General features: G+C 67.0%; 23 protein-coding genes and 2 tRNA genes. 13 read left to right on the top strand and 12 right to left on the bottom strand.

Translation table 11 applies throughout. The annotated features are described in order from the left end of the window. Positions 1-27 precede the first annotated feature (27 nt). The 3 genes from AC1DIP_RS08995 to AC1DIP_RS08985 all read left to right on the top strand — a co-directional run bounded on the left by AC1DIP_RS08995 (position 28) and on the right by AC1DIP_RS08985 (position 2703). Positions 28-1506 carry a glyceraldehyde-3-phosphate dehydrogenase gene (locus AC1DIP_RS08995; RefSeq protein ID WP_477733524.1) on the top strand — a complete coding sequence of 493 codons (1479 nt, stop codon included), beginning with the start codon at positions 28-30 and terminating at the stop codon, positions 1504-1506. 65 nt (positions 1507-1571) lie between these two features. Beyond that, positions 1572-1781, top strand: a complete 210-nt coding sequence (locus tag AC1DIP_RS08990; protein WP_476211534.1) for a hypothetical protein — start codon at positions 1572-1574, stop codon at positions 1779-1781. 124 nt (positions 1782-1905) lie between these two features. Beyond that, positions 1906-2703: an HNH endonuclease family protein gene (locus AC1DIP_RS08985; RefSeq protein ID WP_477733523.1), complete on the top strand. Its 798-nt coding sequence runs from the start codon at positions 1906-1908 to the stop codon at positions 2701-2703. A gap of 21 nt (positions 2704-2724) precedes the next feature. Here the strand turns inward: AC1DIP_RS08985 and def are convergent, their stop codons facing one another. From def to orn, 3 genes are all read right to left on the bottom strand, one after another. Continuing rightward, positions 2725-3297: a peptide deformylase gene (gene def, locus AC1DIP_RS08980; RefSeq protein ID WP_476211532.1), complete on the bottom strand. Its 573-nt coding sequence runs from the start codon at positions 3295-3297 to the stop codon at positions 2725-2727. Positions 3298-3428: 131 nt separating this feature from the next. Further along, a tRNA-His gene (locus AC1DIP_RS08975) sits at positions 3429-3501 on the bottom strand. Between the two features lie 129 nt (positions 3502-3630). Continuing rightward, a complete protein-coding gene (orn, locus tag AC1DIP_RS08970) occupies positions 3631-4260 on the bottom strand; it encodes an oligoribonuclease (RefSeq protein WP_476211531.1) in 630 nt (209 codons plus the stop codon). A gap of 154 nt (positions 4261-4414) precedes the next feature. On the opposite strand from orn, the gene mptB reads away from it, so the two are divergent. Next, positions 4415-5971 carry a polyprenol phosphomannose-dependent alpha 1,6 mannosyltransferase MptB gene (gene mptB, locus AC1DIP_RS08965; RefSeq protein ID WP_476211530.1) on the top strand — a complete coding sequence of 519 codons (1557 nt, stop codon included), beginning with the start codon at positions 4415-4417 and terminating at the stop codon, positions 5969-5971. Between the two features lie 6 nt (positions 5972-5977). On the opposite strand, the gene AC1DIP_RS08960 is transcribed toward mptB, so the two are convergent. Then, the gene (locus tag AC1DIP_RS08960) at positions 5978-6685 is read right to left on the bottom strand and encodes a DNA alkylation repair protein (RefSeq protein ID WP_477733522.1); all 708 of its coding nucleotides are present in this window, start codon (positions 6683-6685) and stop codon (positions 5978-5980) included. Positions 6686-6764: 79 nt separating this feature from the next. Here AC1DIP_RS08960 and AC1DIP_RS08955 point away from each other — a divergent pair, with 79 nt between their 5' ends. Next, a complete protein-coding gene (locus AC1DIP_RS08955) occupies positions 6765-7667 on the top strand; it encodes an aldose 1-epimerase family protein (protein ID WP_477733521.1) in 903 nt (300 codons plus the stop codon). Here AC1DIP_RS08955 and AC1DIP_RS08950 read toward each other — a convergent pair. After that, positions 7664-8431: an alpha/beta hydrolase fold domain-containing protein gene (locus AC1DIP_RS08950; protein WP_476211527.1), complete on the bottom strand. Its 768-nt coding sequence runs from the start codon at positions 8429-8431 to the stop codon at positions 7664-7666. The two genes, AC1DIP_RS08955 and AC1DIP_RS08950, sit on opposite strands and share 4 nt — an antisense overlap. Next, positions 8431-9513 (bottom strand): LacI family DNA-binding transcriptional regulator, encoded by a 1083-nt coding sequence (locus AC1DIP_RS08945; RefSeq protein ID WP_477733520.1) that lies wholly within the window; start codon positions 9511-9513, stop codon positions 8431-8433. The genes AC1DIP_RS08950 and AC1DIP_RS08945 overlap by 1 nt, the downstream gene beginning before the upstream one ends. Positions 9514-9680: 167 nt before the next feature. On the opposite strand from AC1DIP_RS08945, the gene AC1DIP_RS08940 reads away from it, so the two are divergent. The 3 genes from AC1DIP_RS08940 to AC1DIP_RS08930 are packed head-to-tail and all read left to right on the top strand — an operon-like array spanning position 9681 to position 12900. Next, a complete protein-coding gene (locus AC1DIP_RS08940; RefSeq protein ID WP_476211525.1) occupies positions 9681-10850 on the top strand; it encodes a Gfo/Idh/MocA family protein in 1170 nt (389 codons plus the stop codon). After that, positions 10850-12064, top strand: coding sequence for a DUF993 family protein (locus AC1DIP_RS08935; RefSeq protein WP_476211524.1), 1215 nt, complete (start codon positions 10850-10852; stop codon positions 12062-12064). Before AC1DIP_RS08940 ends, AC1DIP_RS08935 begins: the two co-directional genes overlap by 1 nt. Beyond that, positions 12061-12900, top strand: a complete 840-nt coding sequence (locus tag AC1DIP_RS08930) for a sugar phosphate isomerase/epimerase family protein (RefSeq protein ID WP_477733519.1) — start codon at positions 12061-12063, stop codon at positions 12898-12900. The genes AC1DIP_RS08935 and AC1DIP_RS08930 overlap by 4 nt, the downstream gene beginning before the upstream one ends. A 102-nt stretch (positions 12901-13002) precedes the next feature. Here AC1DIP_RS08930 and xylB read toward each other — a convergent pair whose 3' ends face one another. Further along, positions 13003-14421 (bottom strand): xylulokinase, encoded by a 1419-nt coding sequence (gene xylB, locus AC1DIP_RS08925; RefSeq protein WP_476211522.1) that lies wholly within the window; start codon positions 14419-14421, stop codon positions 13003-13005. A gap of 3 nt (positions 14422-14424) precedes the next feature. Continuing rightward, positions 14425-15612 carry a xylose isomerase gene (gene xylA, locus AC1DIP_RS08920; protein ID WP_476211521.1) on the bottom strand — a complete coding sequence of 396 codons (1188 nt, stop codon included), beginning with the start codon at positions 15610-15612 and terminating at the stop codon, positions 14425-14427. A 146-nt stretch (positions 15613-15758) separates the two neighbouring features. Here xylA and AC1DIP_RS08915 point away from each other — a divergent pair, with 146 nt between their 5' ends. Beyond that, positions 15759-16985 carry an ROK family protein gene (locus AC1DIP_RS08915; RefSeq protein ID WP_476211520.1) on the top strand — a complete coding sequence of 409 codons (1227 nt, stop codon included), beginning with the start codon at positions 15759-15761 and terminating at the stop codon, positions 16983-16985. A 51-nt stretch (positions 16986-17036) separates the two neighbouring features. Here AC1DIP_RS08915 and AC1DIP_RS08910 read toward each other — a convergent pair. Beyond that, positions 17037-17109: transfer RNA gene (locus tag AC1DIP_RS08910), tRNA-Arg, on the bottom strand. A gap of 208 nt (positions 17110-17317) precedes the next feature. Here AC1DIP_RS08910 and AC1DIP_RS08905 point away from each other — a divergent pair. From AC1DIP_RS08905 to ettA, 3 genes are all read left to right on the top strand, one after another. Further along, positions 17318-17869 carry a single-stranded DNA-binding protein gene (locus AC1DIP_RS08905; RefSeq protein ID WP_476211466.1) on the top strand — a complete coding sequence of 184 codons (552 nt, stop codon included), beginning with the start codon at positions 17318-17320 and terminating at the stop codon, positions 17867-17869. Positions 17870-18040: 171 nt separating this feature from the next. Beyond that, entirely contained in the window at positions 18041-18616 is a 576-nt protein-coding gene (locus AC1DIP_RS08900) for a DUF6993 domain-containing protein (protein ID WP_477733518.1), read from the top strand. 61 nt (positions 18617-18677) lie between these two features. Next, positions 18678-20360, top strand: coding sequence for an energy-dependent translational throttle protein EttA (ettA, locus tag AC1DIP_RS08895; RefSeq protein ID WP_141181731.1), 1683 nt, complete (start codon positions 18678-18680; stop codon positions 20358-20360). Positions 20361-20486: 126 nt separating this feature from the next. Here the strand turns inward: ettA and AC1DIP_RS08890 are convergent, their stop codons facing one another. Beyond that, a complete protein-coding gene (locus tag AC1DIP_RS08890; RefSeq protein ID WP_476211463.1) occupies positions 20487-21407 on the bottom strand; it encodes an acyl-CoA thioesterase domain-containing protein in 921 nt (306 codons plus the stop codon). Positions 21408-21471: 64 nt separating this feature from the next. On the opposite strand from AC1DIP_RS08890, the gene AC1DIP_RS08885 reads away from it, so the two are divergent. Then, complete coding sequence (locus AC1DIP_RS08885) at positions 21472-22131, top strand: DUF8185 domain-containing protein (protein ID WP_476211461.1); 660 nt, start codon at positions 21472-21474, stop codon at positions 22129-22131. Positions 22132-22191: 60 nt separating this feature from the next. On the opposite strand, the gene AC1DIP_RS08880 is transcribed toward AC1DIP_RS08885, so the two are convergent. Then, positions 22192-22650 carry a globin gene (locus tag AC1DIP_RS08880; RefSeq protein ID WP_387564988.1) on the bottom strand — a complete coding sequence of 153 codons (459 nt, stop codon included), beginning with the start codon at positions 22648-22650 and terminating at the stop codon, positions 22192-22194. A 1-nt stretch (position 22651) separates the two neighbouring features. Further along, positions 22652-23335: a mechanosensitive ion channel domain-containing protein gene (locus tag AC1DIP_RS08875; protein ID WP_476211458.1), complete on the bottom strand. Its 684-nt coding sequence runs from the start codon at positions 23333-23335 to the stop codon at positions 22652-22654. Positions 23336-23337 lie beyond the last annotated feature (2 nt).

Genomic DNA, 23337 nt, shown 5'->3' with positions numbered 1-23337 from the left:
CACGGCTGAACCGAGGAAGGTATTTCTGTGAGCCAGACGTCTGATTCTTGTCTTGATACGTGGATGGGCCGGGAGGCCCTCGCCGAGGCCATGATCCCCGTGATCGGCAGGCTGTACCGCGAAAACAACGTGGTGACCAGCATCCACGGCCGGAGCCTGATCAACAAGTCCACCATGAACATCCTCAAGGCGCACCGCTTTGCGCGCCGGATGAGCAAGGACGAACTGCTCCTGGAGGACACGGCGCCCCTGCTGAACACGCTGGCCGGACTCGAACTCGGTGCCGCCGCGATCGACATCGCCCGGCTGAACCAAAAATTCAAGGAAGAGGGCAACGGCGCCACCCTTGAGGAGTTCCTCCGTGCAGAACTCGCCGAGATCGTGGGCAAGCGGGGCGGCGATGACCGCACCAGCACCGACGTCGTACTCTACGGCTTTGGCCGGATCGGGCGCCTCCTGGCACGCCTCCTCATCGAAAAGGCCGGTGGTGGCCACGGACTGCGCCTGCGCGCCATCGTGGTGCGCCGCGGTTCGGACAATGACCTCTCCAAGCGTGCCAGCCTGCTGCGCCGCGACTCCGTCCACGGCTCCTTCGAGGGCACCATCCGCGTGGATGAGGCCGCCAACACCATTACGGCCAACGGCGTCCAGATCCAGGTCATCTACTCGAACGACCCCGCTACGATCGACTACACCGCTTACGGGATCAGCAACGCCCTGGTAGTGGACAACACCGGCCGCTGGCGCGACGCCGAAGGCCTGTCCCAGCACCTGCAGAGCAAGGGTGTGGCCCGCGTCCTGCTGACCGCACCGGGCAAGGGCGAGCTGAAGAACATCGTTCACGGCATCAACCACCGCGACATCACGGACTCCGACAAGATCGTGTCCGCGGCATCCTGCACCACCAATGCCATCACCCCGGTCCTGAAGGCCATCAACGACAAGTTCGGCGTGGTCCACGGCCACGTGGAAACCGTCCACTCCTTCACCAACGACCAGAACCTGATCGACAACTTCCACAAGGGCGACCGCCGCGGCCGTTCGGCAGCGCTGAACATGGTGATCACCGAAACCGGTGCCGCCAAGGCCGTGGCCAAGGCCCTGCCCGAACTCCTGGGCAAGCTCACCGGCAGCTCCATCCGCGTCCCCACCCCGGACGTTTCGCTGGCCATCCTGAACCTCACCCTCGAAAACGGCACCACCAAGGACGAGGTCAACAACTACCTGCGCGAGATGTCGCTGCACTCGGACCTGCGCAAGCAGGTCGACTACATCGATTCGCCCGAGGTTGTCTCCACCGACTTCGTGGGCTCGCGCCGCGCCGGCATCGTGGACGGCCTGGCCACGGTGTCCACGGACAAGAACCTTGTCCTCTACGTCTGGTACGACAACGAGTTCGGCTACAGCTGCCAGGTGGTCCGCGTCATGGAAGAGATGGCAGGCGTGAACCCGCCGTCCTTCCCCGCCAAGGAAAGCGCTGCCGCCCTGGCAGCCATCGCAGTCTAGTAACGGTCAGGTCTTTCCCGGCTGGTTCACTGGAATCAGCCGGGAAAGCGGACCACACTGGTGGCATGGACAACGAATCGACACTTCAGCACGAAACCACCCTCGAGCACGCACTGGACGTGGCCAAGGCCAACCATAAGGAAGCCGTGCGCCTGCTGGAACGGGCCAGGGAGGCCCACAAAACCGGTGACGTCACCGATGACCGGGTGCGCCAGCTCGAGAGCCTGCTGGCCGTGGCGGAAGAAGACCTTCGACGCGTCACCAGGGAACAATAACCCGGGGGAGTCCCCGGCGCTGTGACCCATCACTCCTCCTCAACAGTGTGGATATCAGCGGCCGGGCGTGCCCTTTGTCCTAGGCTCTTGGGGTGCCCGACTTTCCCTTCCCGGCGTCAGCCCCGTGACCATCAGCTGGTCTGCCTACCGCCGCGCACGCCGCCGTTCCCGGCAGGCCTGGGCGCTTCTCGCCACCGCCGCCGCAGCAATTCTCGTGGCCCTGGTCTGGTTCTTCACCACCGGCCAGTTCGCGGCAGCCGGACCCGCGGCAGAGGGGCCCACTGAGGCGCCGGTCTTCGACGCCGCCTGGATGAAACCGGTCCAGGAGCCCAACCCGGTGCCCCCGGGCAGCGCCGTGGCAGCCCTTGATGGCCTGGCCGTGAAAGGCAGGGCGCCCAACACCGGCTACAGCCGCGAGGCCTTCGGCCAGGCTTGGCTTGATGTCGACCGGAACGGCTGCGACACCCGCAACGACATCCTTCGCAGGGACTTGGCCGGCGTTGTGTTCTCCGAGGGGTCCGCCTGCAAAGTCACGGCCGGGCATTTCCAGGAACCCTACACGGGCCAGGACGTGGACTTCCAGCGCGGATCCGAGAGCAGCCGCGCCGTCCAGATCGACCATGTGGTGGCCCTGGGCGACGCCTGGCAAAAGGGAGCCCAGCGCCTCACGGCCAAGGACCGCCAGAGCCTGGCCAATGATCCGCTGAACCTCGTCGCAGCGGACGGCGCCGCCAACCAGCAAAAAAGCGCGGGTGACGCCGCTACCTGGCTGCCGAAGAACATGGCAATCCGCTGCCATTACGTTGCCCGGCAGATCTCCGTCAAGGCCGCGTACGGGCTGTGGGTGACGGCGGCAGAGAAAGACGCCATGCGGCGCGTCCTTGCCTCCTGCCCCCAGCAGCAGACCATTACCGCAGGCTGACCGGACGCCGCCGGGACAGGGTCAGTGGCCAAAGGGGTCCGGGTCCACCCCGGGCATCCAGGTCAGCCCCGGCACGCCCCAGCCGTTCTTCTTTGCCTGCTTCATGGCTTTGCGTGAATACCGGTCCATCAGCCGGTTGACATACAGCTTGCCGTCGAGGTGGTCGTATTCATGCTGGATGACCCTGGCGAACCAGCCCGTGGCCTCGAAGCGAACAGGTTCACCGAACCCGTCGAAGCCTTCCACGCGGGCCCATTCTGCCCGTTTGAGCGGATACTGTTCACCCGGGAAGGAAAGGCAGCCCTCTTCCTCCTCGTCGGGGTCGGGAGCAGCACCGGAGACTTTGGACAGTGTCAGGACGGGATTCACCAGGACGCCGGTCGGGGGAGCGTCGTCGTCGTTCGCATACTTGTAGACGAAGATCCGCTTGCCGACGCCGATCTGCGGGGCGGCGAGGCCCACTCCGTTGGCGGCGTCGTTGGTTTCGAACATGTCGGCAATCAGGGTGCGCAGTTCGTCGTCGAAAACTTCCACCTCGGCGGCGCGGCGGTGCAGCACAGGCTCGCCCCAGATGGTGATTGGCAGAACAGTCATATCAGTAGTCCTTCGGCTTCGCGGTGTCCCCCGGCTGCAGTGCATGTACCCGGTGGGGCACGAAAAAGGAGGCCGCACCGGATATCCGGTGCGGCCTCCTCTGTCGACGGCTGCATGTGCCGCCCCGTGAGGGTGAGCGACGGGGGTTGAACCCGCGACCTCCTGGACCACAACCAGGCGCTCTGCCAACTGAGCTACGCCCACCATGTGCCTCAAGGGGAATCCACCGGAGCGGCTCCCTGGAAACGCAACTCAAATAGCTTACCTGCTCGGAAGGGGTGCTTTGTCCACTTTCTGCGTTTTGGGGCAAAATTTCACGAAACGTGGCGCAGATTACTCTCCGGAGCCGCTTCCGGCGTCGGCGTTGGCGATTCCCCTGGCGATCTTCTGGGCGGTGGCGCTGTCGGGCCCGGGGGTGGGGACGAACACGGCTTCACGGTAGTACCGGAGCTCATCGATGGAATCCTTGATGTCTCCCAGTGCGCGGTGGCCGCCCTTTTTCGCCGGGGACTGGAAGTAGGCCCGGGCGTACCAGCGGCGCGAAAGTTCTTTGATGGTGCTGACGTCGATGACCCGGTAGTGGAGGTGCTCCACCACGGCGGGCATGTCGCGGGACAGGAACACGCGGTCGGTTCCTACCGAGTTCCCGCCCAGGGGTGCTTTGCGCGGGTCCGGTACCCAGGCGGAAATGTACTCCATGACCGCGGCCTCTGCTTCCGCCATCGTCTTGCCGTGCGGCAGTTCCGCCAGCAGCCCGGACCTGGTGTGCATGTCCCGGACGAAGTCGGACATCTGGGCCACGGCGGCATCGTCGGGTTTGATGACGACGTCAACGCCGTCGCCAAGGATGTTGAGCTCCGAGTCTGTGACCAGTGCTGCCACCTCGATCAGGGCGTCGTTCTTGATGTCCAGGCCGGTCATTTCGCAGTCGATCCAGACGATTCGTTCGTTAGATATAGGCACCGGACCAGCCTACCGTTACACTTCCGGGCACCCTGCCGATGCTAGGATTTCGGGTACGCGGCGGGTCGCCCTTCCGCCCTGAATCCTGTTCCGGCTGGCCTGCGCGGCCGCCGGGTGAACCGCGGAAAACGCATGAAGATTGGACGATCCTGAGATGACGGCGCCTGTGCCCGCAGCGGGGGAGATGGCGGCGGACGGCATTGCCGGAGCGGGCAGTGCCGAGGTGGACAATCCACGCTCACCCCTGCTTGCCGGTTTCCTGGGCTCCCTGTCCATGATGATCGGCTCGATTGGCGTGGGCTGGCTGGCTCCTGTCTCGGAGCTGCGCCGCATGCCTGTGTTCATCTGGATGCGGACCGAAGCCCCTGGAGTAGCGCTGTCCATTGTCCTGGTGGCCGTGGGCGGCATGCTCCTGGTGCGGGCCTGGCTGCGGCTGGGACAGAAAGTCCGCGTGTGGGGCGAACAGGCCCGGCGGGCAACCCTGGCCGCGGTGGTGGCGTGGGGACTTCCCATGATGTTCAGCGTGCCGCTGTTCAGCCGTGACGTGTATGCCTACATTGGCCAGGGGCGGCTGATGGTGGAGGGCTTCAACCCGTACGAAAACGGCATCTCCGCCCTGTCCAACTACTTCCAGCTGGGCGCGGACAAGATGTGGACCGAGGCCCCGGTTCCCTACGGCCAGCTGTTCCTGTGGATCGAGCAGTTCGTGGTGTGGGTTACCAACGTCCAGCCGGAGGCCTGCGTCATGCTTTTCCGGCTGGTGGCATTGGCGGGCGTGCTGCTCTGCGTCATCTATGTGCCCCGGCTCGCCGAACTGCACGGCGTGAACCCGCACCGGGCCCTCTGGCTCACGGCGGCCAACCCGCTTTTCCTGACAAACTTCATCGCCAGTGTCCACAACGACTCCCTGATGATCGGACTGGCGCTGGCGGGCCTGTACTACTCCGCGACCCGGCGCCAGGTCCGCGGCATCGTCCTGGTGACCCTGTCCATCGCGGTGAAGCCCATCACGATTGTCTTCCTGCCGTTCATTGGACTCCTCTGGGCAGGACGGAATGCGGGCTGGCTGCGGAAAGTGGCGTTTTGGGCGGCGACAGCGGGCCTGAGCCTGGCCCTGCTGACGGCAATGAGCATGGTCAACGGGTTCGGCTTCGGCTGGATCAACGGGCTTTCCGCGCCCGGCAGCATCTCCATCTGGTATGCTCCGGTGGGCCTGATCGGCATGGTGGTCGGGTCGCTGGCCGGCGCCTTCGGTTTTGATGGATCCGTTCCCGCAGGCTGGGTGTTCGACGCCGGGAAGCTGCTCGCCGTGGGCATCGCCGCCTGGCAGATCTTCCGGGGCGACTACGACCGCCTCATGCGCCGGCTCACCCTTGCCCTGGCCGCCGTGGTCCTGCTGGCCCCCATCATCCAGGCCTGGTACGTCGTCTGGCTCATCCCGCTCTTCGCTGTTACCGGTATCAGGAACGACTGGCAGGTCAAGGCCCTGTACTTCGTGGTGTCCTTCTTCATGATCTACGCCATTTCGGACCAGTTGGACGTTTTCCCGTACCTCCAGACCCAGGACCTCGGCTTCGCCCTCGCCCTGGCCCGCGTTGCCGCGGCGCTGACCGCCCTGCTCTTTGCCCTGTACCTGATCTTCTGGGACCCTGGCACCCGCAGGCTGTTCCGCAAGTCGCACGAGCCCGTCGTCGAACGTCCTGTGATCTAGCGGCCGCTACCGCTTCGGGGCCGCGGAACTGATCCTGCGCAGGGCCTCCCGGCGTGACAGCGGACTCATGGCATCCCGGTGCCTGGCGGCAAACGCCTCAACCCAGGCCGGCGCCCTCTTGGCGTACTCCCGGAGTGCCCAGCCGATGGCTTTCCGGATAAAAAACTCCGGATCCGCAAGGTTCGGCTCAATGACGGCGGCGAGCAGCTGGGTGTCCGTGGCTGTTCCCGCGCGAAGCTGCGACGTGATGGCAGCCCTCCGGATCCAGAGGTCCGGGTCCCGGCTCCACTGCCGAAGGAGGGTGGCCATTTCTTCAGGGTGCGCCTGCAGCAGGGCGCAGATCCGGCCGGACACGCCATCGGCAAAATCCCACCACGCACCCGTCCGGATCATCTCCTCATACACAGGAAGCATGTCCAGGTCGGCGGTCAGCAGCCGGTGTGCTGTCAGGTCGATGGCCGCGTACTTTTCCTCGCGGAACGTCGCGGTCCGCCACAGGTCCAGCACCGTGGCGCGGAGCTGCGCCGCGGAGGCAGGGGGATGCGTCCGCGCGGCGTCCGCGGTGATCCGCCGCACCTCGGGAACCCGGACTCCGAGTGAAGGGAGCCGAGACTTCATGTACGCCTTGGCTCCCGCGGCCCGTACGGGATCGGCCATTGCCCGGAGCGCGTCCCTGACGGAGTCGATGAGGTCCTGGTCGGCGGCCGTATCCATGGGGCAACTTTAGCCAGTGTGCAGGCACCTCGGTGCGGTAGGCTGGTGAGCGCTAACATACTACGACGCAGAGGGAACCATGCCCGGAACTGAAGTCCACCTCGCCCACGGACGCTACTCCGCCGTCGTCACCCTGCGCGGCGGGGCGCTTCGGGAACTGCGCCACGGGGACAGGGGCTTGGTGGTGGGCTTTGGCCCCGACGGACCCGTACCCGACTACCGCGGCGTCATCTGCGCGCCCTGGCCCAACCGCCTGGCGGACGGCACCTACTCCTATGCAGGCAAGTCCTATGCCGCTGCCGTTAACGAACCGGAACGCGGCGCTGCCCTGCACGGCCTGGCCATCCACAGGCCCTGGGAAGTGTTGGAAACGGCCGCGGACCGGGCGGTCCTGGGGTGCCGCATTCCGGCCGGCCCCGATTACCCCGCGGACCTGGAACTGGCAGTCACCTACTCCCTGTCCGAGGACGGACTCCGCGGCGAGGTGCGGGCGGTCAACGCCGGCACCGTGGCCGCGCCTTACGGGGCATGCCCCCATCCCTACCTGGTGGCTGGCCCGTCCCCGCTGGATGACTGGTCGCTGGAACTTCCGGCCGGCGCCTACCTGGAGGTGACCCCTGACCGGTTGCTGCCTGTGGGCATGCGGCAGGTGGCCGGGGACGCCTTTGACTTCCGGTCATCGCGGCGGCTGGGACCGGTGAAGATCGACCATGCGTTCACGGACATCGCGCGGGACGCAAGGGGCCTCGCCCGGGTGCGGGTACTGGACCCGTCAGGGACAGGCGTGGAACTGGAGTGGGGCACCGAATGGCCCTGGGTCCAGGTGCACACCGGCGACAAGCCCGTCGGATCGGACCGGCTGGGCCTGGCCGTTGAACCCATGACCTGCCCGCCGGATGCCCTGCGTTCAGGGACGGACCTGGTGCATCTGCAGCCGGGCCAGGCCCATTCGGCAAGCTGGACCATTCGGGCAGTGGACTAGCTTTGGCGGGGCGCGGCGGCTGCGGCGGGGGAGTCCGTCCACCCGGCACGCTGCAGCCAGGCCGCGCACAGCCCGGTCCACTGACCGGGGCCTGGCTGGTCTGCGGCAAGCCCCAGCCCGTGCCGTCCCTCCGGGAAGACATGCAGCTCCGCCGGGACGCCGGCGGCAAGGAGCGCCCGGGCGTAGTTCAGGCTGTTGCTCACCGGGACGGCATTGTCGTCGGCCGTATGCCAGAGGAATGCCGGCGGTGCCAGGGGCGTGACGTTCAGCTCCGGCGAGAGTGCCCTGAGAAGGTCCGACGGCGGCGCGTCGCCAAGGAGGTTCGCCACCGATCCCTGGTGGGCTTCGTGGGTCAGTGAAGCAACGGGGTAGCAAAGCACCGAAAGGTCGGGGACGGCTGCGCGCACGTCCAGTTCCGGGTTTCCAGTGGCAGCTGCCGTGCTCAGGGTGGCTGCCAGGTGGCCGCCGGCTGAGAAACCCAGGACGCCGATGCGCTCCGGGTCGACAGCCAGCCCATGCTGTCCATTCCTGATGTGGAGCATGGCTTCCTTTGCGTCTTCCAAGGGTGCCGGGTGCCGGTCAGGGGCAACCCTGTAGCGGAGCACGAACGCGTGGATGCCCAGCGATGCCAGCCATCCCGCCACGGGCTCCGCTTCGTGGTCGGCCTGCCGGGCATAACCTCCTCCGGGCAGGACCAGGATGGCGGGGCGGGAGCCGGCACCCTCCGGACGGGCCGGAACTGCGGTCAGCCCCCGCACCTCCATCAGGCGGCAGCTTCGGTGCTGCGCCGCAGCGTGACCTCGCCCGTGATGTCACCGGGTGAGGCGTCTTCCCCGGCGTCGCCGGCGGACCTCGGTCCGGTGGCCAGGGTGGCAAGCCGGCCGATGTCCTCCAGCGGCAGGCGGACCGTGGACAGGGCGGGCCGGAAGTCGCGGAGGGTTTCAATGTCGTCGAAACCGGCGATGGCTGCGTCACGGGGGATGCGGAGCCCTTCAGACCGCAGGGCCGCTGCCGCGCCGATGGCCATGACATCGTTGACGGCGAAAATACAGAGTTTTGCGGCTGTGTGCCCGTCCCCGGACCCGGCTGCCTTGATCCGCGCCGCAAGTTCAAGGCCCGCGTCATATCCTCCGGACCGGTTGAACGCGCTGCGGAGCACTTCTGCCGGACGGCGTCCGGCCTGGTCCAGTCCCTCCTGGAAACCACGGACGCGGTCATCGGAGGTCAGGAGGCCCTCCGGGCCGCCGACGATGACGAAGTCCCCGTCCCAGGTGCCCGCAAGCTCGGCGGCGAGCCGGCCGGCGAGCTCCCGGTTGGGGACTTTCACCACGTGGTACCCCTCCGGAGCCGTTGCGCCCACCACGGGGTGGCCCACCACCGCCACCTGGCCGCCGTTGCGGCAGTACCGGTCGAGTTCGGCCGCCAGCTCGGCGTTGCCGTCCTTGTCCTCGTCCCGGCACGAGCGGGAACCTGCGATCACAATCGAGTCCGCCCGGCGGGCAGCGAAGGCTGCCACTGCTTCCCTTTCTTCCGCGGGCCCGGCGCCGGTGGTGGCCAGCAGCACCATCCGGTGCTGCTCCCGCGCGGCTGCCTGCACGCCCCGGGCCACGGCCGCGAAGTAGGGGTCGGCGATGTCGTGGACAATCAGGCCGATGAGGCCGGAGCTGGACTTCGCCAGGCCCTGGGCCTGGGCGTTGGGGACGTAACCCAGCGACTCCGCCGCCTGCCTGACCCGTTCGGCGATGTCCTGGCCCGGCTTCCGGGCGGAACCGTTAAGCACGCGGGAGGCCGTGGCGGGGGAAACGCCGGCAAGGCGGGCCACCTCGGTAAGGGTACTTGCAGCCACAGCATCTCCTGGTCTAGGTACGGGCTCGAAGGCTAAGCACATTATGGCAGTTCAAACTACTTCCGGAAAGCGCTTGCCAACAGAAAAGGCGCGGTGCATCATGGAAGCAGTGGGAATGCGCTTTCCCAGTTGGCTTGAGTACATTGCTCACTCACCGTGGAGGACACATGGGCTTCGAAACAAAGACGATCCGCATCGCCATGAACGGCATCACCGGCCGGATGGGTTACCGCCAGCACCTGCTGCGTTCCATCCTGCCCATCCGCGACGCCGGCGGATTCACCCTCGAGGACGGCACCCGCGTCCAGGTTGAACCGATCCTCGTGGGGCGCAATGAGGCGAAAATCCGCGAGTTGGCAGAGAAGCACAAGGTGTCCGAGTGGACCACCGACCTGGACGCGGTGATCAACGACCCCACAGTGGACGTTGTCTTCGATGCCTCCATGACCAGCCTCCGCGCCGCCACCCTCAAGAAGGCCATGCTGGCCGGCAAGGACATCTTCACCGAGAAGCCCACGGCCGAAACCCTTGAAGAGGCCATCGAGCTTGCCCGCATCGGCAAGCAGGCAGGGGTGACGGCCGGTGTTGTCCACGACAAGCTCTACCTGCCCGGCCTGGTCAAGCTGCGGCGCCTGGTGGACGAGGGCTTCTTCGGCCGCATCCTTTCCATCCGCGGTGAGTTCGGCTATTGGGTCTTCGAGGGCGATATCCAGGCCGCCCAGCGCCCGTCCTGGAACTACCGCAAGGAAGACGGCGGCGGGATGACCACTGACATGTTCTGCCACTGGAACTACGTCCTGGAGGGAATCATCGGCAAGGTCAAGAGCGTCAATGCCAAAACCGCCACCCACATCCCCGCGCGGTGGGACGAGGCGGGCAAGGAATACAAGGCCACCGCCGATGACGCGTCCTACGGCATCTTCGAACTTGAGACGCCGGGCGGCGACGAAGTCGTCGGCCAGATCAACTCCTCCTGGGCGGTGCGCGTCTACCGCGACGAACTGGTGGAATTCCAGGTGGACGGAACCCACGGTTCCGCTGTGGCCGGCCTGAACAAGTGCGTCGCCCAGCAGCGGGCGCACACGCCCAAGCCCGTGTGGAACCCGGACCTGCCCGTCACCGAATCCTTCCGCGACCAGTGGCAGGAGGTTCCGGCCAATGCCGAGCTGGACAACGGCTTCAAGCTGCAGTGGGAGGAGTTCCTCCGCGACGTCGTGGCCGGCCGCGAACACCGCTTCGGCCTGCTCTCCGCCGCCCGCGGCGTGCAGCTCGCCGAGCTGGGCCTGCAGTCCAACGACGAACGCCGCACCATCGACATCCCGGAGATCACCGTCTAATGACTTCCCTCATCCTTCCCTCCTCCGACGGCGGCACCAGGGAGTACCGCCTGCAGGGCGGTGCCACCTGGGCCCGCCCCAGCGCACCACTGACAGCTCGGCGGGCTTACGCCGCGGCCCACGTCATTCCCGAAGTCCTGGCCGACAATACCCCCGGGGCCCCTGCCCGCCTCGACTGGGACGCCACCCTGGGTTACCGCCACGAGCTCTGGTCCTATGGCCTCGGCGTGGCCGATGCCATGGACACGGCCCAGCGGGGGATGGGCCTTGACTGGGCCGCCACCCAGCAGCTCATCAAGCGCACCGGCGTCGAAGCAGCCTCGGTGGTCGCCGCAAACAATCCGGCCACTGCCGGCAAGTCCGTCCGTGACCTGGTGTCCTGCGGTGCCGGCACGGACCAGCTGGACACTGACTCGCTTCCCACGGGGGAGGCGGGGGTCCGGGCCGTCCTTGAGGCCTACCGCGAGCAAATCGCCGTCGTCAGTGAGGCCGGACCCAAGGTGATCATCATGGCCTCCCGGGCGCTGGCCAAGGTGGCACGCGGACCGGAGGATTATCTGCAGGTTTACTCCACCCTGCTGCAGGAGGTGGATCAGCCCGTCATCCTGCACTGGTTGGGCACCATGTTCGATCCCGCCCTCGCCGGCTACTGGGGTTCGGACGATGTGCCCGCCGCCACCGAAACCTTCCTGGGCCTGATCAGGGACAACGCGGACAAGGTGGACGGCGTCAAGGTCTCGCTGCTGGACGCATCCCATGAGGTGGCCCTCCGTGCCGCCCTGCCCGATGGCGTGCGGCTCTATACCGGGGACGACTTCAACTACCCGGAACTCATTGACGGCGACGGCGGCCACCACTCCGACGCCCTGCTGGGGATCTTCGCTGCCATCTACCCCGCCGCCTCGGTGGCTCTGCAGAACTACGAGGCCGGCAACAATGCCAAGGCCCGGGAAATTCTGGACTCCACGCGCGAACTGGGCAAGCACATCTTCAGCGCCCCCACGTTCTACTACAAGACAGGAATCGCGTTCCTGTCCTGGCTCAACGGCAAGCAGCCGGGCTTCCAGATGGTGGGCGGCCTGCACTCGGGCCGCTCCGTATGCCACCTGTCCAGGACCTTCGAGCTGGCGGACCGGGCCGGCCTGCTGAAGGATCCGGCGCTGGCTGCCTTCCGGATGTCAGACTACCTGCGGATCAACGGGGTGGGAGTATGAGCGACTTCTCCCGGCTCTCCATCAACAGCGCCACCACCAAGAAGTGGACACTTGCCCAGGTGGTCGAAGGCTGCGTCAATGCAGGCATCCCCGCCATCGGCCCCTGGCGCGGCCGCGTCGAGGAAGCCGGCCTGGACAAGGCGGCCCGCCTGGTCAAGGATGCGGGACTGCGCGTGTCCTCCCTGTGCCGCGGCGGATTCCTGACAGCCGCCGACGCCGGGGGCCAGGCCGCCGCGCTCGCCGACAACCGTGCCGCCATCCTCGAAGCCGTGGCCCTGGACACCAGGGAGCTGTTCCTGGTGGTGGGCGGCCTGGCACCGGGGGAGAAGGACATCGTGGGCGCCCGGCAGCGCGTGGCTGACCGGCTCGCGGACCTGGTCCCGTTTGCGCGGGAGAACGGCGTCCGCCTGGTGCTGGAACCGCTGCACCCGATGTACGCCGCGGACCGCGCACTCATCTCCACCCTGGGGCAGGCCCTGGACCTCGCCGCGCCCTTCGACGCATCAGCAGTTGGCGTCGCCGTTGACACCTTCCACGTCTGGTGGGACCCGGAACTGAAGGCGCAGATCGATCGCGCCGGCCGGGAAAACCGCATTGCCTCCTACCAGGTGTGTGATTTCAACATGCCCATCGCTGCCGATCCGCTGCTCTCCCGCGGGTACATGGGCGACGGCGTCGTGGACTTCGCCACGATCGGCACCTGGGTGCGGGACGCCGGATACACCGGCGACATCGAGGTGGAAATTTTCAATCAGGAGATCTGGGACACGGACGGCACCGCCGTCCTGGCCACGGTCAAGGAGCGGTACGCGGAGCTTGTCCTGCCGTACGCCTGACCTGATCCAAGACCGCGGGCTCCTGCTGCGTCACGGCAGGAGCCTGCGCCCCACGCGCAGAAGACCCGGACCGGCGGTCCGGGTCTTCTGCGTATTGCTGCCTCAGGCGTAAAGCGAGGCGAACCGGCGGTACCTCGCCAGTACGCCGTCGTCGTCCTTTCCCACAGGAAGGTCGACGGCGTCTGCCGCCCACTCGGGGAAGCATCCGGTGAGTGCCGCCGCAGCCTGGCGGGCGGCGCCGTCGGCCACGTACTCGCCCGGCCGCGGCACCGCGACGCCCGCTCCCAGCAGGCTGGCAGCCACTTCCTGCACGGCTGCTGACTGGGCGCCCCCGCCCACCAGGAGGATCCGTCCGGCGGACACCCCCTGCTCCTGCAGGGCCGCCAGGCCGTCCGCCAGTGAACAGACAACACCCTCGACGGCGGCGCGCGCCAGGTTGGCGGCGGTGTAGTTCGCCCGGGTGATGCCGTGCAGGGAGCCGGTGGCGTCCGGCAGGTTGGGGGTCCTTTCCCCATCGAAGTAGGGGACCAGGGTAAGGCCGCCGGCACCGGGCGCGGCGGACAGCGCCAGCCGGTTGAACTCCGCCAGGTCCACGTCCAGCAGGGCGGCGGTGGCATCGAAGATGCGGGTGGCGTTCAAGGTGCACACCAGCGGCAGGTAATGCCCGGCGGCGTCGGCGAACCCGGCCACCAGCCCCGAGTCATCTGCCGCCGGCGAATCGGAAACCGCAAACACGGTTCCGGACGTGCCCAGCGACATCACAACGTCGCCCAGGCGGGCACCTGCTCCCAGGGCGGCTGCCGCATTGTCCCCGGCGCCTGCGGACAGCAGGGCACCTGCCGGCGTTTTTCCGGCCGCCTCCAGTGGGCCCAGGACCCGCGGAAGGACCGGGACGTGGCCCAGTGCGGCGGAAAGGACATCGGGAAGGTAGCGGTCCTCCGCCGTCGAGTAATACCCGGTGCCGGACGCGTCCGAACGGTCGGTGGCCAGTGCCGCCAGTCCTTCCCTGCCACTGCCCGGCCCGTGGCCCGCGAGCCGCCAGGTGAGCCAGTCATGCGGCAGGCACACTGCAGCCACCTTGGCGGCATTCTCCGGCTCGTTCTCCGCGAGCCAGCGCAGCTTGGTCACCGTCAGGGACGCGACGGGAACGGTCCCCGTCGCGCGGGCCCAATACGCGGCGCCGGCGGCAGGGTCCCCGCCGCCGGCATCTGCGATGAGTTCCGTGGCTGCGCCGGCGCTGCGGGTATCGTTCCACAGCAGTGCGGGCCGGACCACCGTCCCGTCCGCGTCCAGGCAGACCATCCCGTGCTGCTGGCCGCCGACGGAGATGGCGGCCACGTCATTCAGGCCACCGGCATCCGCGGCGGCCTTGAGCAGCGCTGTCCACCAGTGGTCGGGGTGGACCTCGGTGCCCTCCGGGTGCGGGGCACGGCCCTCGCGGACCAATGCCCCGGTATCCGCATCGCGGATGACCACCTTGCATGACTGGGTGGAGCTGTCGATGCCTGCGACAAGCACCATGGCCTAGCGGGCGCCCAGGAGGTGTTCGATGGCGAGCTGGTTGAGGCGGACGAAGGCGAAGGAGCGCTCGGCGGCCTTGTCGGCGTCGAAGTCCTCGAAGGCTGCGGCGTCTGCCAGCAGGTCGGCGGTCGTTTCGCCGGCACTGAGGGTGGGCTCGCCGAGTTCGAAGACGCCGGAGGTCTTGAGTGCTTCCTGGACCTGCGGGTCAGCGCGGAACGCCAGTGCCCGTTCCTTCAGCAGCAGGTACATGGCCATGTTCGCCTTCGCGGACTCCCACACGCCGTCGTAGCCGTCGGTGCGGGAGGGCTTGTAGTCGAAGTGGCGCGGGCCGTCGTACTTCGGGCCGCCGCCCGGGAAGCCGTTCTCCAGCAGGTCGACCGTGAAGAAGGCACTCGTGAGGTCGCCGTGGCCGAAGACGAGGTCCTGGTCGTACTTGATACCGCGCTGGCCGTTCAGGTCGATGTGGAAGAGCTTGCCTGCCCAGAGGGCCTGCGCAATGCCGTGGGTGAAGTTCAGCCCAGCCATCTGCTCGTGCCCGGTCTCGGGGTTCAGCCCAACAATGTCGCCGTGTTCCAGCTGGGCAATGAAGGCCAGGCCATGGCCGACCGTGGGCAGGAAGATGTCGCCGCGCGGCTCGTTCGGCTTGGGCTCGAGGGCGATCCGCAGGTTGTAGCCCTTCTCCTTGATGTAGCCGGCAGCCGTGTCAACGCCTTCCTTCATGCGGTCCAGGGCGGCTGCCAGGTCCTTGGAGCCGTCGTACTCGCTGCCTTCCCGGCCACCCCACATGACGAACGTTTCGGCGCCGAGCTCTGCGGCGAGGTCGATGTTGCGCAGGACCTTGGAGAGGGCAAAGCGGCGGATGGAACGGTCGTTGGAGGTGAAGCCGCCGTCCTTGAAGACCGGGTGGCTGAACAGGTTGGTGGTCACCATCGGGACCTTCAGCCCGGTCTCTGCCAGGGCCGCCCGGAAGTTCTTCAGGATCAGCTCCCGCTCCGAAGCGGAGGCATCGAACGGGACCAGGTCGTTGTCGTGGAACGTCAGGCCATAGGCGCCCAGTTCGGCCAGGCGGTGTACGGCCTCCACCGGATCCAGGGCGGACCGGGTGGCCACGCCGAACGGGTCGGCGCCGGTCCAGCCGACGGTCCAGAGACCGAAGGTGAACTTGTCTGCGGGGGTGGGGGTAAGCGTCATGATGCGTCCTTGCGATCGGGTGCCTGCGGGATTGCGAGGCTTTAGTTCATTGCCTGAACTATATTGACGGACGTATGGTGGGGTCAATAGTCCGGCAGGCATGCCGCCGGAAATTTGGCGGAAGCGCCCGACCGAGGAGCTGTGTGATGGTGATGCCGGCGCCGGCAGTGCCCGGACCCGCAGGGGCGGCCCCCGGAAACGTGGGGGATGTGCGCCGCAGCAACCTGGCGCTGGTCCTGGGGGCGATTGCCGAGTTCCCGACCGGCACCCATCCCAGCCGCGCGCAGGTGGCCGGTGCCACCGGATTGACCAAGGCATCTGTGTCGAGCCTGGTGCTGGACCTCCTGGATGCCGGGATCATCCGTGAAATCGGCCTGAACCCGCAGGGCCGGGGGCGGCCGGGGGTTGGGCTGGAACTCAGCCCTGCCTGTGCGGTCATAGGAATGGAGGTCAACGTGGACTACATTTCTGCAGCCGTGGTGGGCCTTGCCGGAACGGTGCTGCTCCGCGAGGTACAGGAACGTGACAACCGGAACAGCCCGGACAAGCCGGTCCTCGCCGCGCTCGCCGTCCTCGCCGCAAGGTTGCGGAGTGCCGCCGGAGAACGGGGAGTCGAGGTCCTGGGAGGTGGGCTGGCGGTGCCTGGACTGGTGGACCCGGCCGCCGCGCGGGTGCTGGCCGCTCCCAACCTGGGCTGGATCGATGTGGACCTCGACCTCGACGCCCTGTTGCCCGAAGCCGCACTGGGAGTTGCTTTGTTCAACGAGGCCGATGCCGCAGCCCTGGCTGAACTGCGGCACCGCCCGGACGGGGCATCAAACTTCCTCTTCGTCTCCGGCGAGGTGGGCGTGGGCGGCGGGATCGTCATTGGTTCTGAGCTGTTTACCGGGCCTGGCGGCCACGCCGGCGAAGTGGGGCACATCGTGGTGGACCCGGACGGCGGCCGCTGTTCGTGCGGAGGCACCGGTTGCCTTGAGACGGCAGCGGGACAGGACGCCATTCTCTCCGCTGCCGGCCTGGCAGCTGAGGGGGGCTCCCGCTCGGCCGCCACGGCCGCACTCCTGCAGGCGCTGGAGGCCGGGGAGCCCGGGGCGGTAGCCGCCGTTGAACATGCCGGCCGTTGCCTGGGCATCGCACTCGCATCGACAGCCCGGGTGGTCGACATCGATTCGGTGGTCCTCGGTGGCCACTTTGCGGTCCTGGAACCCTGGCTGCGGGAACCCTTGCTGAAGAGTGTCCAGACATACGCGCCGGGCAAGTATGCGCCGGAGGACATCACGATGTCCGCAGTGGGGGAGTCTGGCGCCCTGCTCGGCGCCGCCGGCAGTGTGATCCGGAACCTTGTGGAAGCCCCGCACCGGCTGAGCGCCTAGCAGCAGATGCACGATGCCCCGGTCCGAAGACCGGGGCATCAGCCACCAAGGTGCCCCAGGAGGGAATCGAACCCCCGACCGGCGGATTAGAAGGCCGCTGCTCTATCCCCTGAGCTACTGAGGCATCAGCTTCCGGCCTGCAGGCCGGCGCCTCAAAAAGTTTACATTGCCCCGGATGCCGGCGGCGTCATCCGGCCTTCACTGTTCCTCCCCACGTGGCGGGTTTGGGCCAGTTGTCCACATACGGGAACCCGCGCCTCCTGCCCTACGGCGTCCCGGGGCGATGCTGGTGATGCCTGCTTCAGGCGCCACCATCCAGACAGGACGTAGACATGAGCGAAACGATTACCATCCGGGGCTTCGTAGCCACCGAGATCACGAGTTCCACCACGCCGGGGGGAGTGGCAACAGCCTCCTTCCGGCTTGGTTCCACCGTGCGCCGCTTTGACCGGGAATCCAAAACCTGGGGCGACGGGCACACCAACTGGTTCACCGTGCAGGGCTACCGCAACCTGGCCGGGACCCTCGGCTGCAGTATCCGGAAGGGCCAGCCGGTCATCGTCGTGGGCAAGCTGAAGATCCACACCTGGGAAAAGGAAGGCCGGGTGTACCACTCCACCATCATCGATGCCGACGCCGTGGGGCATGACCTTGCCTTCGGTTCGGCAAACTTCATCCGGACCTCTTCCAGGCCTGCGCTTTCCCTCGTGGAGCAGCCCCAGTCCCCGGAGGATGCCCCTGCGGTGGACCCGGACCTTGACGAACCGGAGGACCGCGAGGACGCGCATCCCGAAGAGCACGGCCCCGCGGCGGTGGTCATCGAGGACAACGACGGCGGACTCTCTTCCCTTGACCTGGAAACCGGGGAACTCGCCGAAGTCTAGGAACACGCATCAGCGATCAACCAGGCCCGTTCAGTCCCGGGCGGACGGATTGGCAGCACCCCCGGCCGCCGTCCGTCCGCCCGCCAACACATGCTGCCCCGGCCTTTACCGTTGGATGCCTGCGGCCGGTCGCGGCGGCCGCAGGCATCGTCGTCATGGAACAATGACAGCATGCGTCCCACCCCTTACCGCCGGCAGATTAACCGGGCCGGTGCAGCGCTGACTTGCGCCGCCCTGGCCGCTCTCTTGTCAGGGTGTGCCGCAGGTCCCGCCGCAAACACCCCTTTGGTTGGCGGCAACGGCGAGGGATCATCGACGCCGGCGGCGGCAGCACCCGCCGCCGGGGGAGCGTCGGCCCAGCCGTCGGGTTCAGCCCGTCAGGGCAGTTCCCCCGACGGGGAAGCGATGGCGAATACCTCCGGCGGTGCATCGTCCGCCGCAGCTGCAGCAGCCGCTGCAGCCACCGAAAACGTCAAGCGGACAGTCACCGATACCTTGGCGAAACTCGCAACAGGGACGCCAAAACCGGCGACGGCCCAGGTGAGCGACGCGTTGACCGGGGCGGGCATCGCGCCGACAGTGCTTCAGGTCTCGCAGAGCCGGACGCCCACCGGACTGGAGGCGGATGCCATCGAGGCTGCGGTGCTGCAGGGCAAGGACTGCGTCATCGGCCAGGTGCGCGAAGGTGCCGTGACCGTTACGGTCCTCCCGGTCCTGGCCAGTGGCAAGTGCTTCGTGGGCTCCTGATCCCGCTGCAATTCAGGCCGCAAATGTGAGATCTGCCCGCCAACCCACTAGATTTGAGACCATGGCGGAATTTATCTACACAATGACCAAGGCCCGCAAGGCCGTTGGCGAAAAACTCATTCTTGATGACGTAAGCATGTCCTTCTTCCCGGGCGCCAAGATTGGTGTTGTGGGCCCAAACGGTGCCGGTAAGTCCACCATCCTCAAGATCATGGCCGGGCTGGACACGCCCTCCAACGGTGAGGCCAGGCTCAGCCCCGGCTACAGCGTCGGAATCCTGCTCCAGGAACCACCCCTCAACGAGGAAAAGACCGTCCTGGGCAACGTCCAGGAGGGTGTGGGCGAAATCTACGGCAAGATCCAGCGCTTCAACGAGATCTCCGAGGAAATGGCCAGCCCCGACGCTGACTACGACACCCTCCTCGAGGAAATGGGCAAGCTGCAGGAAGCCATCGACGCCGCCGACGCCTGGGACCTCGATTCCCAGCTGGAGCAGGCCATGGACGCCCTCCGCTGCCCGCCGGCCGACGCCGATGTCACCAACCTTTCCGGTGGTGAACGCCGCCGCGTGGCACTTTGCAAGCTCCTCCTGCAGAAGCCGGACCTGCTGCTTCTCGACGAGCCCACCAACCACCTGGACGCCGAGAGTGTCCTGTGGCTCGAGCAGCACCTGTCCAGCTACCCCGGCGCCGTCCTCGCCGTCACCCACGACCGGTACTTCCTGGACCACGTGGCGGAATGGATCGCCGAAGTGGACCGCGGCCACCTGTACCCGTACGAAGGCAACTACTCCACCTACCTGGAGAAGAAGCGTGCCCGCCTCGAGATCCAGGGCAAGAAGGATGCCAAGCAGGCCAAGCGCCTCGCCGAGGAACTCGAGTGGGTCCGCTCCAACGCCAAGGGCCGGCAGACCAAGTCGAAGGCCCGCCTGGCCCGCTACGAGGAAATGGCCGCGGAAGCGGACCGCACCCGCAAGCTTGACTTCGAGGAAATCCAGATCCCGCCGGGACCGCGCCTTGGCGGGCTTGTTCTGGAGGCAAAGAACCTCCAGAAGGGCTTCGAGGACCGCGTACTGATCGACGGGCTGTCCTTCAGCCTGCCGCGCAACGGCATCGTCGGCGTCATCGGTCCCAACGGTGTGGGCAAGTCCACCCTCTTCAAGACCATCGTGGGCCTGGAACCGCTCGACGGCGGCGAGCTGAAGATCGGTGACTCCGTCAAGATCTCCTACGCCGACCAGAGCCGCGGCGGCATCGACCCCAACAAGACCCTGTGGGAGGTCGTTTCCGACGGACTCGACTTCATCCAGGTAGGCAACGTGGAGATGCCGTCCCGCGCCTACGTGGCCGCCTTCGGGTTCAAGGGCCCGGACCAGCAGAAGAAGGCAGGTGTGCTCTCCGGCGGTGAGCGCAACCGCCTGAACCTGGCCCTGACCCTCAAGCAGGGCGGAAACCTGCTGCTCCTCGACGAACCCACCAACGACCTCGACGTCGAAACCCTCAGCAGCCTGGAAAACGCGCTGCTTGAGTTCCCCGGCTGCGCCGTGGTGGTCTCGCACGACCGGTGGTTCCTGGACCGGGTGGCCACCCACATCCTGGCCTACGAGGGTGACGACGAGAACCCCTCCAAGTGGTACTGGTTCGAAGGAAACTTCGAGTCCTACGAGGAGAACAAGGTGGAGCGCCTGGGCCCTGACGCTGCCAAGCCGCACCGCGTCACCCACCGGCGCCTGACCCGCGACTAACAGTGCGGAGCCCGGCCCGGATCCGGCGCAGCACAACGAAGGCCGGCACCCGAAGGAATTCGAGGGTGCCGGCCTTCTGCGTGCCTGGTTTCTGGGCGTGCTTGGTACTTTATGGTGCCTGGGACGTCAGGCGCCCGCGGGATCGGTGGGAATGCGCACCATCCCCTCCTGCGCCACCGTGGCGACGTGCTGGCCCCCGCGGTTGAAGATCTTGCCCGTTGCCAGGCCGCGTGCCCCGTGGGCGCTGGGGGATTCCTGGACGTAGAGCAGCCACTCATCAACCCGTGCCGGCCGGTGCCACCACATGGCGTGGTCCAGGCTGGCGACGTTCATTCCCGGCGTGATCCAGCTCAGTCCGTGCCGCCGGAGGATGGATTCGAGCAGCGTGTAGTCGCTGGCGTACGCCAGGGCGGCGCGGTGCAGGTTGGCGTCATCAGGCATCGGCCCGAACGTCTTCATCCACACGGCGTTGCTGGCCTCCCGCGGACCGGACGCCGAAACATAGAGGGCAGGGTTGACGTGCCGGATGTCGAAGGGCCGCTCGTACGCCCAGTGGCGTGCCACCGGATGGTCGAACCGGCCCAACAGGTCCGCCGTGCTGGGCAGGGATTCGGGGTCCGGGATTCCGGCCGGCATTTCCGAGGAGTGTTCGATGCCTTCGTCGTCGCCCTGGAAGGAGGCAATCATGGACAGGATGGGCACGCCGTCCTGGTAGGCGTGGACGCGCCGGGCGGAAAACGACCGGCCGTCGCGCAGCCGCTGCACCCCGAAGGTAATGGGTTTGTTGGCGTCGCCGGGCCGCAGGAAGTAGCCGTGCATGGAATGGACGAACCGTTCGGGGTCAACTGTCCGGATTGAGGCCACGAGTGACTGCGCCAGCACCTGGCCGCCGAACACCCTGTGGTGGGGCTGCTGCTGTGACGGGCCAAGGAAAATATCCTCATCCGTCCGGGCGCCCTCAAGCTCACCAAGGTCCAGCAGTTCGATCAGCGATGAGGTGGGGTCGCCGCTGGGCGGGGCCAGCAGTCCGGCTTCGGCTTCAGTCATGGTCCGACTCTAGACGGCGCCCCGCAAACCACTCAACCGGAGTGCAGCCGGTAGTGTTCTAGGTGTGTCTGAACTACTCACTTCGTCCTTCCGTTTCGCCGACCCACGCGATCTGGCCGACCTGAAGACCTTCGCCACCCGGGCCAAAGCCATAGACGACGGCGCCATCCGCCTGCAGGCCGCCGGCTCCGTCCTGGCCGCCTACGTGTGCGTCCTGCGGCCCCGGCTCCTGGGCGAAGCGACCCCCACCATCCTGGGCCTGCGCACCATGGCACTGGCGGAACCCTCCGGAACGGATGTCACCGTTGCGTTGTCCTCCGTCCTGGACCGGCTGGCACGGGCAGGAGAGGGCGACGTCGAATTGCCGGTTCCGCCTACCACCGTCACCGAGTCCTGGACCGGGGTAGGCGCCCCCCGGGGCGGTTGGGAGCTGTTGGGGTCCGTCAGCGACGCCAGGCTGCGTGCGGCAGCCGAGGCGGGGATCGCCGAGGTAGCGGGCATCGTGCCGGACAAGCCGGGTGCGCTGATCGTCAATAACGCCCGGGCCGCGGTTTGGGGACGGGAACTGGACGACGCAGGGCTGCCCGCAGGGGCGGCTTTCGCCGCCTTTGCGCTGGGGTTCCTGGGGGACGGGGACCAGAAGCTTTACCGGGCCGGCCGCTGGTTCCGGCTTACCGGACCCCGCGGCCACGTCCTGGCGCGGACCGGCAGCGGCCTGCTCTAGGCGCGGACCGCAGGGCGGCTGCCGGACAGAGCCTGCCGGACAGAGCCTGCTGGATTGGGCTCAGGAACCGGAAGGGCTGTTCACCATGGTCAGCGCCGCCCGCTCCATGTAGTCCCACAGCGTCCCCTCGTAAAGCGGCGGAAGCTCCAGCGCATCCACGGCGGTGCGCATATGGAACAGCCACCGGTCCTTTGCCTCCGGCGTGACCTTGAAAGGCATGTGCCGCATGCGCAGGCGCGGGTGGCCGCGCTCCTCGCCGTACGTTGTGGGACCGCCCCAGTACTGCTCAAGGAACATCAGGAACCGGCGTTTCGCCGGGGCCAGGTCCTCTTCCGGATACATGGGCCGCAGCAGCGGATCGGTGGCCACTCCGTCGTAAAAGACGTCAATGAGCTTCACGAAGGTGTCGTGGCCGCCCACGGCGTCATAGAAACTGTCGGTGTAGTCCGGCTTACTGAACGGATCGTTCTGCATCAACTGGGGCCGCTGCCCCGGGCCCGGCTCAATGGGAAGCGACATGCTAGTCCCCGGCTTTCTGGTCAGTCTTCTTGGTCTCAACGTGCGCCGAGCCCTGGTCGGTGGTGCCGTCGTCGGACTCGTGCAGCGGAACGTAGCGTCCCTGGGACCTGTTGCCCACGCGCAGGATCTCGCCGTTGCGCAGATACCAGATCGCGCCGTCGTCAGAGCGGACCCGGGTGATCCGCAGCCCCATGGACTCCACGACCCCCACCACTTCGCTGGTTTCGATGACGTCGCCGATTCCGTACTGGTCCTCAATGGTAATGAAGATCCCCGCCAGGAAGTCGCGGATCAGCTGCTGGGCGCCGAAGCCGATGGCCACACCGAGGATACCCACGCTGGTCAGCAGCGGGGCAATGTTGATGTCCAGGTTCTGCAGCACGTACATGCCGGTAATGATCACCACCAGCACGCCCACCACGCTGTTGAGCAGCGAGCCGATGGTTTCGGCACGCTGGACGCGGCGTTCGTGATCGAGTGCCCGGAAGGCCGGGGCCGCCCACCTGAACGTTGGCTTCTTGAAGAAATTGCTGCCCGACGCCACCCGCTTGGTGATGCGGGAAATGATGAACGTGGCCACGAGCCAGACGGCAACGCCGACGCCGAGGCTGATCACGATGCCGGGCAGGCTCACGCCGCTCGGCTGGGTGGGTGCTGGGGGAATGATGGACAACATGCTGACCATGG

The organism is Pseudarthrobacter sp. 05T312, assembly GCF_056396685.1.
The sequence above is the reverse complement of the archived record's forward strand: the minus strand, read 5'-3'. Positions and strand labels throughout refer to the sequence as shown.